Annotated in this window: 12 protein-coding genes and 1 pseudogene; all 13 read left to right on the top strand. The window is 40.0% G+C overall.

Annotation, left to right across the window (positions count from 1 at the left end; genetic code table 11):
* Nucleotides 1-209, top strand: a pseudogene (locus tag ACW6OJ_RS05390) (PTS fructose transporter subunit IIC); the annotation flags it as partial.
* A 272-nt stretch (nucleotides 210-481) separates the two neighbouring features.
* Entirely contained in the window at nucleotides 482-727 is a 246-nt protein-coding gene (locus ACW6OJ_RS05385) for a TM1266 family iron-only hydrogenase system putative regulator (protein WP_293426307.1), read from the top strand.
* A gap of 48 nt (nucleotides 728-775) precedes the next feature.
* Nucleotides 776-1,828 carry a [FeFe] hydrogenase H-cluster radical SAM maturase HydE gene (hydE, locus tag ACW6OJ_RS05380; RefSeq protein ID WP_455103652.1) on the top strand — a complete coding sequence of 351 codons (1,053 nt, stop codon included), beginning with the start codon at nucleotides 776-778 and terminating at the stop codon, nucleotides 1,826-1,828.
* A gap of 101 nt (nucleotides 1,829-1,929) precedes the next feature.
* Nucleotides 1,930-3,333 (top strand): [FeFe] hydrogenase H-cluster radical SAM maturase HydG, encoded by a 1,404-nt coding sequence (gene hydG, locus ACW6OJ_RS05375; protein ID WP_455103651.1) that lies wholly within the window; start codon nucleotides 1,930-1,932, stop codon nucleotides 3,331-3,333.
* A gap of 11 nt (nucleotides 3,334-3,344) precedes the next feature.
* Complete coding sequence (gene hydF / locus ACW6OJ_RS05370) at nucleotides 3,345-4,541, top strand: [FeFe] hydrogenase H-cluster maturation GTPase HydF (protein ID WP_455103650.1); 1,197 nt, start codon at nucleotides 3,345-3,347, stop codon at nucleotides 4,539-4,541.
* 179 nt (nucleotides 4,542-4,720) lie between these two features.
* A complete protein-coding gene (locus ACW6OJ_RS05365) occupies nucleotides 4,721-5,218 on the top strand; it encodes a DUF1097 domain-containing protein (RefSeq protein ID WP_455103649.1) in 498 nt (165 codons plus the stop codon).
* 385 nt (nucleotides 5,219-5,603) lie between these two features.
* Complete coding sequence (locus tag ACW6OJ_RS05360) at nucleotides 5,604-5,855, top strand: hypothetical protein (protein WP_314494880.1); 252 nt, start codon at nucleotides 5,604-5,606, stop codon at nucleotides 5,853-5,855.
* Between the two features lie 104 nt (nucleotides 5,856-5,959).
* On the top strand, nucleotides 5,960-6,520 hold the full coding sequence (locus ACW6OJ_RS05355) for a nitroreductase family protein (RefSeq protein WP_314494882.1): 561 nt from the start codon (nucleotides 5,960-5,962) through the stop codon (nucleotides 6,518-6,520).
* A gap of 17 nt (nucleotides 6,521-6,537) precedes the next feature.
* Nucleotides 6,538-8,406, top strand: a complete 1,869-nt coding sequence (locus tag ACW6OJ_RS05350) for a cation:proton antiporter (RefSeq protein WP_455103648.1) — start codon at nucleotides 6,538-6,540, stop codon at nucleotides 8,404-8,406.
* Between the two features lie 149 nt (nucleotides 8,407-8,555).
* Nucleotides 8,556-9,797: a GspE/PulE family protein gene (locus tag ACW6OJ_RS05345; RefSeq protein WP_456095967.1), complete on the top strand. Its 1,242-nt coding sequence runs from the start codon at nucleotides 8,556-8,558 to the stop codon at nucleotides 9,795-9,797.
* On the top strand, nucleotides 9,763-10,818 hold the full coding sequence (locus ACW6OJ_RS05340) for a type II secretion system F family protein (RefSeq protein ID WP_456095966.1): 1,056 nt from the start codon (nucleotides 9,763-9,765) through the stop codon (nucleotides 10,816-10,818). Before ACW6OJ_RS05345 ends, ACW6OJ_RS05340 begins: the two co-directional genes overlap by 35 nt.
* A gap of 134 nt (nucleotides 10,819-10,952) precedes the next feature.
* Entirely contained in the window at nucleotides 10,953-11,360 is a 408-nt protein-coding gene (locus tag ACW6OJ_RS05335; protein ID WP_455103645.1) for a type II secretion system protein, read from the top strand.
* Nucleotides 11,361-11,421: 61 nt separating this feature from the next.
* The coding region (locus ACW6OJ_RS05330) for a hypothetical protein (protein WP_456095965.1) at nucleotides 11,422-11,608 on the top strand (187 nt) is incomplete at its 3' end.

Here is an 11,608-nt window from a genome sequence, read left to right as displayed (position 1 = left end):
CAGTAAGAGTAATCGTGAGCTCCGTGATAGGTTCAGCTATTGCAGGTGGTTTAACTCAGCTATGGCATGTAAATGCCCCAGCTCCACACGGTGGTGTTTTGGTTGCCTTCGTAATGAACCCTCACCATGTATTGTTCTTCTTCTTATCAATTATTATAGGTACAGTGATATCAGGTATGATCTACGGTATCTGGAAGAAGGCTGCTTAGAATTAAGCAATCTATAAAAACGAAAAGCTGCCCCCTAACAAGGCATGCAAATTTTACAAAAAGCACATAAATAAAAACTTTAAAATAAACATAAATCTAAAACAAATAAAAACACAAAAACACTAAATATATGATTAGTAAGGGAGTCTCTCTTGGCAATAGCTAAACTACTGCTAGGGGGACTTCTTTTTTATACACATACATGTATTAAAAGCCTATACTTTATGATATAATTTTTAGGTAAGAAGTAGATGACTTTTGGAGGTGGAATTATGGACGAAAGAGTAGCCGTTATAGGTGCAATCTTGGAGGACCCTACTAGGTCTCAGAGTCAATTTAATAGGATTGTTGCTGAATACCATGACCTTGTCAGGGGTAGGATGGGTCTGCCGCTTAAGGACAAGTGTATGTCAGTCATCAGTATCACAGTAGTTGGTACTATGGACCAGATAAATACCATGACAGGTAGGTTGGGTAACCTAGAGGGGGTCACAGTAAAGACGGCAATTTCAAGGTAGGTATGGGTAGCCTATTAAAGATATATTTTATAGAAAGAATGATAGTTTATGAATAAAAGAGTATATAAGCTAATAAATGACCTTTATTTTGATCATGACCTTAGGGAAGAGGACTTGGTATATCTCTTGGATAATATGGACTCCGAGGACAGGGACTACCTGCTTGGCCTAGCTTATAATACCAGGAACAGTCATTATGGCAAGACTGTATATATGAGGGGCCTAATAGAGTTTACAAACTACTGTAAAAGAGAGTGTAAATACTGTGGTATCAATACCTTCAACAAGGATGTCAAGAGGTATAGGATGACAAAAAAGGAAATATTAGATACCTGTAAGTTAGGCTACAGGCTTGGTTTTAGAACATTTGTATTCCAGGGTGGAGAAGATCCATACTTTACAGATAAGCGTATCTGTGATATCGTAAAAGCTGTAAAGAAACTATTTCCTGATGTGGCTATAACCCTGTCTCTAGGTGAGAGGCCAATAGAGTCCTACAGGTCAATAAAGCTGGCTGGAGCTGACAGGTATTTGCTTAGACATGAAACCTCAAACCCAAGCCTGTATAGGTGGCTACATCCATTTTCTAGCCTTGATTCTAGGGTTGGATGTCTACGTAGCTTGAAATATACGGGTTTTCAGACTGGGGCAGGCTTTATGGTTGGTCTACCATGGTATACCAACGAGGACTATGCTCGTGACCTTAGGTTCTTAAAGGACTTGAAGCCTGAAATGATAGGTATAGGTCCTTTTATACCACATTCAAGTACCTCTATGAAGGACTATTCACCTGGGACTTTAGACCAGACGGTGTTAATGCTGGCCCTTATAAGGCTCTTGCTGCCAAAGGTACTACTACCTGCAACTACGGCCCTTGCAAGCATAGGCCAGATGGGTAGGAAGAAGGGCTTGGATGCTGGCGCAAATGTGATAATGCCAAATTTGACCCCAATAAAGTACAGGGGTGACTACAGCCTTTACAATAATAAAAAAAGTACGGGCAGTGAATCTGCTGAATCACTGAGGTTGATAAGGCAGGAGCTAGAAGCCTATGGGTATAGGGCAGATATGTCCAGGGGAGATAGCAAGATGTGCGACTAGTCGAGCTAGGGTTAAAATATATTTATAACCCTTCTTGGTAAGTCTATTAAATGTATTAAAAATCTGACAAAAAAGAATTTCTAATTTGAAAGGTGGACAAGATGAATAGGAAGAGATTTGACGAAAATGTAAGTATAGATAGAGACTATATTCTATCTTTAATTGATGGTGCAAAAAATACTAGTAGAGAAGACATTGACAGGATATTGGAAAAGGCCACACATAAGAAGGGGCTTGACCATGCTGAGATTGCAGCCCTGCTTGAAATCAAGGACCCAGACCAGGTCCAGAAACTTTATGAGGTTTCAGGTAGGATCAAGAGGGATGTCTATGGAAACAGGATAGTATTGTTTGCACCTTTATATATTAGCGACTATTGTGTGAATAACTGCATATACTGTGGATACAAATGTAAGAATAAATTTAATAGGAAGCGTCTGACTATGGATGAAATCAGGCGTGAGGTGGAAATTCTTGAGGAAATGGGCCACAAGAGATTGGCCCTAGAAGCGGGTGAAGACCCTCTAAACTGTCCGATTGACTATGTTCTAGAGGCAATAAATACCATCTATGATACCTATGAAAAAAATGGGGTCATCAGGAGGATAAATGTGAATATAGCTGCTACTACTGTTGAAAACTACAAGGCCCTAAAGGATGCTCAGATAGGAACCTATATCCTTTTCCAAGAAACATACGACAAGGAGGTCTATGAAAGGATGCATCCAAACTGCCTAAAGGGAGACTATAATTACCACTTGACAGCCTTTGACAGGGCTATGGAGGCAGGTATAGATGATGTTGGAGCAGGTGTCTTATTTGGTCTTGCAGACCCTAAGTTTGAAGTCCTAGGACTTATGATGCATAACGAGCACCTAGAGAAAAAGTACGGTGTAGGCTTCCATACCATATCAGTTCCAAGGCTACGTCCAGCCGAGGGAGTTTCACTTGAAACCTTCCCCCACCTACTGGATGATGATATGTTCAAAAAGATTGTTGCCATCATTAGGCTGGCAGTCCCATACACAGGTATGATTCTGTCAACTAGAGAAGATGAGGACATGAGAAAAGAACTTATAGAATATGGTATTTCACAGATATCAGCAGGATCATGTGTTGGCGTTGGTGGCTACCATGAGTCTATGGTCGGTGAGAATATAGGCCAGTTCGAGATGGCTGATGACAGAAAGCCAATAGAGGTAATCGACGACCTGATAGACCACGGCTACATACCAAGCTATTGTACAGCCTGCTATAGGTCCGGACGTACAGGTGAAAAGTTTATGAACATTGCCAAGTCGGAAAAAATCCACTATATGTGCAAGCCAAATGCCCTTACAACTCTAATGGAATATGCAGTTGACTATGGTAATGAAGAATTCTTAGAAAAGGCGGAGAAGTTCGTCAGAGACCAGGCAGATGAGATAGATAGAGAGGATATAAAGAAGTTTACCCTGGATAATATAAACAAGCTAAAGGATGGAATCAGGGACTTATATATATAGGTGAAATTAGGATGAATAATACGCCGATTGCAAACAGGAAGACCATAGTCCTAGCAGGTAGGAGAAATAGTGGCAAGTCAAGCCTCTTTAACCTGATATTGGGCCAGGATATGTCTATAGTATCAGACTATGCAGGCACAACGACAGACCCAGTAGGAAGGAATATGGAGCTAATAGGCTATGGACCAGTGAGGATAATAGATACAGCCGGCCTGGATGACCTGGGTTACCTGGGTCAAATGAGGGTTAAGAAGACCCAGCTAGAAATTGGGGAGGCTGACCTAATTGTCCATGTGTTTAATGCTGGATATGAAGGAAGACAGGACCTCCTAGATGCTAGGGACAGGTATAAAAAACTTAACAAAAGGGCCATTTATATTTTTAATAAGTGTGATAGCCTGGAAGATATAGATGACTATAAAAGGTCTATAGGGCAAGCATCTGACTGCATATTTACATCTATAGGACAAGACAACCAGGCCTTAAAGGATATGCTATCTAGATTTATAGCAGACAATATAGGTAGGCTAGAAGAGGATAGGAGCCTCTTAGATGGACTAGCCAAGCCTGGTGACACAGTAGTCTTGGTAGTACCTATAGATTCAGAGGCACCAAAGGGTAGGCTCATCCTACCCCAGGTCCAGATGGTTAGGGCCTGCCTTGATGAAGCTATAATTTCTATAGTCGTAAAGGATACAGAACTTGAAGCTGCCCTTGATAAGATTCAGTCTATAGACCTGGTAGTTACAGACTCTAAGGTTTTCGACAAGGTGGCTCAAATACTGGATGAGTCTGGAAGAAATATTGATTTGACTAGCTTTTCTATAGTATTTGCCAGACAAAAGGGTGATATAGGTGTATTTCTAGAGGGGGCGGCCTACCTAGATAGCTTGAAGGACGGAGACAGGGTCCTTATAGCCGAATCCTGTACCCATACTACATCACATGAGGATATAGGTACAGTACTGATACCAAGACTAATAAGACAAAAGACGGGCAAGGACCTGACCTTTGAATTTTCTCAAGGTAAGCTCGATGAGACTGACCTATCGAGGTTCGCCCTGATGATCCAATGTGGTGGCTGCATGATGACTAGAAATAATATGATGAATAGGATAGGCTTGGCAGGCCAATCTGGCATACCAATCACCAACTATGGGGTTGTCTTAGCCTACCTAAAGGGAGTATTTGACAGGGCTATCTACTAGGACAAATTTACCTATATGCCTACTTGGACCCTCTTTATTGACCGGTTAAAAAAAATAAAATACCAGTCTGAAAAAATAGGTATAAATTAAAGAAATAAAGAATTGCAAGTCTTAATTCTGCATGCTATACTAGTGTAGGAATGATGTTAGTTTAATAATATTAAGTAGGGAGGATTTTGATGAGCGCTTTATTTGCTTTAGGTTTGGGAACAGGTATTTGTTGTGGTATATGGGGAGCAATTTCTTCAATCCAGTCTCTAGGACTTGTTACTTGGATAGGTTTTGCTGGGTGTACAGCATATTTTGCTTCTGGTAAGCACGGTCTAGAGGGTGTCAAGACAGCGATTTTGTCTACCTTATCAGGTATGATATCTGCCCTTGTAGCAATGTATATATCTGGTCTAGTACCAAATGTAGTAGCTGTATCCTTTATAATGACAGGTGTAATATCAGCAACTATGTGTTGGCAGGCTAAGGCCAAGGAATTGTGGTTTATACCGGGTGCCTTTATTGGATGCTTTACAACATTTGGGGCAGCCTCAATGGGTATAAATGTTATGAGTGGTGACATAATACATGTAATTTTGTCCTTCTTGTGTGGTGGAGTTTTAGCCCTATCATGTGACAAGAGTGGCCAGTTCTTACTAAAGAAGTTTGGTAAGGAAGAGGAAAATTAATAAAATACTAGCATAAAAATAGGTCGTGGATTTCCTGCTTGATAGGGGGAAATACGACCTATATTTTTTAGCCGAATATAAGCTCATAGAAAATTTTTACAAAAAATTATAGGGACTCTCTTATAAAAATACCTATAAATATCATATAAAAATTCAAGAGTATATCCTAAAAAGTCGAAAAAAATGAATTAATCCATCCACTTATGGATAAAAAATAATTATACTTATATATAAAAACTCAAATTTTATGTATAATATAAAGGACAAAAGGAATATTAAATCACGCTAAAAATATGTGAAGATTAAATTGTATAGAGTATAAATAAGGCTTATAAAAGCACATAGTTAGGACTCGGTACATTTAAAAATAAGAGGAGGTTATAAGATGAAATCACAGGACAATATTTTTGAAAGTAAGTCAGGTATCAGGTTGGATACACAAGCAAAGGAACTTTTTGAAAGGTTTAGCTACCTAAAGGAATATATAATATCTGTAAATCCAAGATTCAACCAGCTGCAGTATCTTGCTGCCAATGGTGACCTAGCCAAGATGAATGTAAGTGATTTGGCTGAGCTTGGTCAGATGCCAGCAGAATCCCTAATATATATGATGGAGTCAAGGATTTCTGAAGAGTAGGGTCAAAGGACTTGATATTTATGAGGCATGTCCAGTTAATTTATTTGGAATAATCATACAAGTCCAGTCCTGAATTTATTAGTTTAATCTAGGGGAGGTATAATATGGATATATTAGAGTGCATAAGGTCTAGGAGGAGTGTTAGAAGCTTCACTGACCAGGAATTAACTTATGATGAAATTATGGAATTGATCGACCTAGGTATGTGTGCCCCAACAGGCCAGTACCGCCAGCCTTGGGGATTTGTAGTAATCCAGGACCCTGAGGAAATCAAGAGGTGGTCGGACATAGGAAAGGTAGACATCCTGTCGAGAATAGATGACCTACCTGCCTATAAGAAATATATAAACTGGTTTAAGGATCCTGACTTTAACCTATTTTATGGGGCAAAAAACCTAGTTATAGTATTTGGAGATAAGAGCTCTCCATGGTACATAGAGGATTCTTGCTGTCTGGCTCAAAATATGATATTGGCTGGCTTTAGCAAGGGTATCGGGTCCTGTTGGATAGGCTTTGGCCAGGAAATATTTAACAGAGAAGATTTTAAGAAGGAATATAATATACCAGAATCTTTCGTGTCAGTAGCCCCATTGATTTTGGGCTATATGGAATCAAAGCCAAAGCCACCTAAGAGGAAGGAAGCCCTTATTTTCTCAAAAAGATAAAGGAAGGGAGGGGTTTGATGAAAATATCAGCCACATTAGCAGTTTCGTTAATAATATTCTTAGGAGTATTTTCACAGTGGTTGGCTTGGAAGATTTCCAAACCAGCTATAGTAATAATGAGTTTGGCAGGACTAATTGTTGGACCATTTCTAAATATAATAGTGCCATCCCAGGTTTTGGGAGATAGCATATATAAGTCAATAATATCTATATCGGTAGCCCTAATCCTGTTTGAGGGAAGTTTGTCCCTAGACTTTAAGGAGATTACCGATACAAAGATGACCATAAAGAGGATAGTAGTATTTGGGGCCTTGATTTCATGGATTTTGGGAAGCTTAAGTGCCTATTTCCTAGCTGGGCTATCAATCACTACATCACTAGTTATAGGCGCACTTTTAATAGTTACAGGACCTACTGTAATAATTGCCCTACTAAGGCAGGCCAAGCTAGATTCCAAGGTATCTACAATCTTAAAATGGGAGGGTATCCTGGTTGACCCAATGGGGGCCATACTGGCAGTCCTGTCCTTTGAGGCAGCAGAGGTATTTACCTCTACAAGTGTGAGTCCAGGCATACTGGTCAAGTTTGGTATAGGGGTTTTAATAGCAGTAGCGATTGGTGGCCTAGTGGGTATAGGAACCGGTAGGGCACTGCAGAAAAATTACTTCCCAGAGTATTTGAAGTCGGCCATAGTCCTATGTCTGGTTTTGGGAACTTTCAGTCTTAGTGAATCTATTACCCATGAGACAGGACTTTTAGCAGTAACAGTAATGGGTGTAATCCTTGCTAATATGCATATATCATCTATAGAGCAGGTAAAGCACTTTAATGAGAATATATCAATACTATTGACATCTTCAGTATTTGTCATGCTGACATCATCCCTATCAAGGTCTATTCTAGTTGATATATTCCAGCTAAAAATAATACTTTTTGTCTTGTCTATGCTATTTATAGTTAGACCGCTTTCTATATGGTTGTCAACCATAGGGACCGACTTGAATATTAGGGAAAAGACCCTTATAGGCTGGATTGCCCCAAGGGGTATAGTTGCCCTTACAGTTACAGGTTACTTCAGTAACCTCCTAGTAGAGGAAGGCCATAAGGATGCTGAACTCCTACTAGCCCTTACCTTTGCCTTGGTAATAGTTACCGTGATTGCCCACGGATTTTCTATTCAACCATTGGCTAAGAAACTTGGTCTAGCCCATGATGGTAAGCCGGGCCTAGTGATAGTTGGGTCAAATCCATTTTCTGTAGCCTTGGCCAAGTTCCTAAAGGATTGGGATGTACCTAGCCTAATAGTTGACTATAGTGGTAAAAACCTAGAAAATGTCATAAATACAGATATTGAGACCTACCAGGGAGAAATCCTATACGAGGTTGCCAACTACAACCTTGACCTAGTAATCTATAAGAAGATGCTCCTTAATACTCCGATACCCCTATACAATATACTGGTATCCAATGAGTTTGTAAGTAGATTTGAACATACTAGCAGTATTTGTATAATCAATGTCTTGGGAGACAAGGTCAGGTCTGACTTTAAGGAACTCCAGAAGATAGGTGTACCGAGGTTAGGAGACTACAGGGCCACATACCTGAGTCTAATAAGACTGGTTGAAGATGGATATGACTTCGCTGCAACACAGATTACAGAGGAACTAACGGAAGAAGAATACTATAGGGTAATGGACTATAGGAGAATTAATATCTTTACCATGACTGAGTCTGGAGACATAGAATTCTTTACTACGGAGAATAAGCCAAAAATTTCTACAGGCGACTATATAGTATCTCTTACGCCACCTAGTCCGGATGACTCTGGCCAGCACTTGGAGTTTTCTACCTCACGTGCAGACTTTAATACTATACAGAATAGTTAAATGTACTTATCAGGATGGGATAAAGGGTCCTGTCCAACTATAGTAAGCTGTAAAAAATAAACTAAATATAATTTTAAAATAAAAATAACTTTTCGGGGTTATTTTTATTTTTTTTGTCTATATATCTGTGAGTAAGGGGGTAGAGGATTTTGGAGAATATTTTGTCGACAGTGGTTCCCAAAAAAATGGCGGATAAGTATTGTATATTTCCGCTAAGTGCTAGTGATACCAAGCTAGTAATCCTTATGGCTGAATTCGATATAGGCCTGGTAAATAGCCTTAGGGCCATTTCTGGAAGAGAGATAGGTGTCAGGCTTGATACTAGGGACAATATTAGGAGGCTGATAGACCAGTCCTACAAGGACCTGGACAAGGATCCTGAAACTATGGCCAAGGGGATGGTGGATGATATAATCAGTCAGGCAATAGAGGCTGATATAAGCGATATCCATATAGAACCCTTTAGCAAGGAAATCCTGGTCAGGTATAGGTCAAATGGTGACCTAGTCTTGGTTGATAGGCTGTCACTGACTAACCACCATGAGATTAGTACTATAATCAAGCTAAGGGCTTCATGTGACATAACTGAAAAGAGACTACCACAGGATGGTCGCTTTAGCTATGAATACAGGGGTCAGGACATCGATATAAGGTTGAGTACCATACCGACCATATATGGAGAAAAGCTGGTTATGAGGATACTAAATAAGTCTAGCTCCTTAAAAACCATGGGGGAGCTGGGTTTTTCTACAAGTGCTGAGAAAATAATCGAGGGCATACTAGACCAAAAGTGTGGCATGCTTATAGTATCAGGCCCGACTGGCAGTGGTAAGTCATCGACCGTATATTCCTTGCTCAATCAATTAAAAGACAAGAGTATTAATATAACAACTATAGAGGACCCTGTAGAGTATAAGATAGACGGTATCAACCAGGTCCAGGTAAATTACAAGGCTGGACTAAGGTTTGACAATGGCTTGAAATCAATTCTGAGGCAGGACCCCGACTGTATAGTGGTGGGTGAAATCAGGGATGTAGATACAGCGCAAATAGCCCTAAGGGCTGCTATCACAGGCCACCTTGTAATTACTACCCTCCATACAAATGATGCAATTTCAGCCATTGTTAGGCTTGAGGATATGGGGATAGACAGGTATATGATTAATTCAGCCCTAGTGGGTGTAATTGCCCAACGCCTGGTCAAGAAGAAGCTAATAATAAGTGGGTCAAAGGATGAGTCTAGGACCCTTATATATGAGATTTTAAAAATGGATGACCAGCTTAGGTCTGCTGTAAAATCTGGCTGGGAGGCCAAGAGGATAAGAAGGCTGGCTATAGAAAATGGAATGGTGACATATGAAGATTCTATTGCAGAAAAAAATCAAGGATAAGGAACTCAAGCTTATATGCCAGCAGATAGCCAGTATGGAGAAGTCTGGATGTGACCTTATGACTATATTCGATACTATAATCAAGACCTCATCAAAGAAGGTATCTGGGGTCATGATCATGGTAAAGAGGAATATAGAGAGGGGAAGGACTATGACAGAGGCTTTTTACCTGACCAATGCTTTTTCAGTCTTTTTCATAAGTATGATAAGGGCCGGTGAGGTCAGTGGTAATATTGACTTTGTTTTTGAAAAAATGTCTGCCTACTATGATAGGGAGCACAGGCTTAAAAATAAGCTCCTAGCTGCTGCCATATACCCTATGATACTGGTCTTTGTGACTCTTCTTTCCCTGATTTTTATGCTGGTGTTTGTAGTTCCAAATTTTGAGGCTGCCTTTGCTGTTGATATGGACCAGCTGCCAGTAGCCACTAGGAGCCTCTTTGGCCTATCCAGGTTTTTGAGGACAAACCTATTGATACTACTGGTATTTTCAACCCTATTGCTAGTATCCTTGGTCCAGATGGTAAAGAATAGCAGGGAAATTAAAGCCTGGTATGACGAGAAGAAGTTTGAAATACCCAAGCTGGGAGGTTTACATAGGATGATTGTTTCCGATAGCTTTTCCAGGGCAATGGCCATACTTTTGGGAAGTGGTGTGCATATAGGTGAGTCTATAGATATCACCACTAGACTATTGGACAATTCCCATATAGAAAAGAAGATGAAGTTAGTTGGAGAACGAATAAAAAAGGGAAACTCAGTGACCAGGTCGCTGGAGCTATCGGGTATATTTCCCCAGGTTTTCATATCTATGCTCATGTCTGGAGAGGAATCTGGGAATTTTGATAGGAGTCTAGAAATGGCCTCTAGCTATTATGAAAGAGAGCTAGACCAAGAACTTGAAAACCTAGTAAAAATTGTTGAGCCAGCCCTAATACTTTTAATGGGGCTTATAATAGGGGGTTGTCTATATGCCATCCTTTCGCCAATGTTTGATATGATATCTAGTCTAGGACAATAGGACCATAGACAATATGTGGGTGGCAAATAATATAAGTCAGGGTAGGTGACTATACTCCAGCCTGGAAAAGGGGCCTATATACTATGGTTGATAGTTGGACTTGGGTCCGTAGAATTGTTTTGGAGGTAATATCAATGGATAAGTTAGAGCTTAAAAATACTAGCCTTACAAAGGCTAAAAAAAGAAGGGGCTTTACCCTAGTAGAGCTAGTTATTGTAGTTGCCATAATAGGTATACTTGCTGGTATAGTAGCGATTAAGTTTTCTGGAGCCCAGAAAAAGGCCAAGGAAAATGCAGACTATGCAAATGCTTCTAATATAGCGACTGCAGTATATATGGCAGAGAGTGAGGGTAAGGAAGGTGAAGAGTTAAAGAATATTGACAAGCTAGTAGAGGCTAAATACCTATCTAGCAAACCAAAGCCTCAAAGTGTAACTGGTGAATTTACCTTAGAGGAGGATGCTACCAGCAAGGAGCTAAAGGTAACTGCTGGTGGTAAGACCTTCTATCCAAAGCCAGATACTAAGGCTGTTGGCAAATAGGCTGGCTAGCTTAGGATAGTTTAGATATTAGAAGTATGTTTTATATTATAGGGGGGAGAAGATGGTTTTATTTATAGGAGTTGAGACAAGGGGATATAGGCTGACAGCCTATTCTAGGTCCGGAGAGTCAGCAATCCTGTTTGACCAGTACTACCCCCTTGATATAGACATGGGATCAATGTTTGATAAGGAAAATGAAATTGCCTACAAGCTGTGCGAAGACATTGCCTTCATTGAAAAAAAGCTTG

This window comes from Peptostreptococcus sp. (genome assembly GCF_977045075.1).
This window is presented reverse-complemented; position numbering and strand designations above follow the sequence as displayed.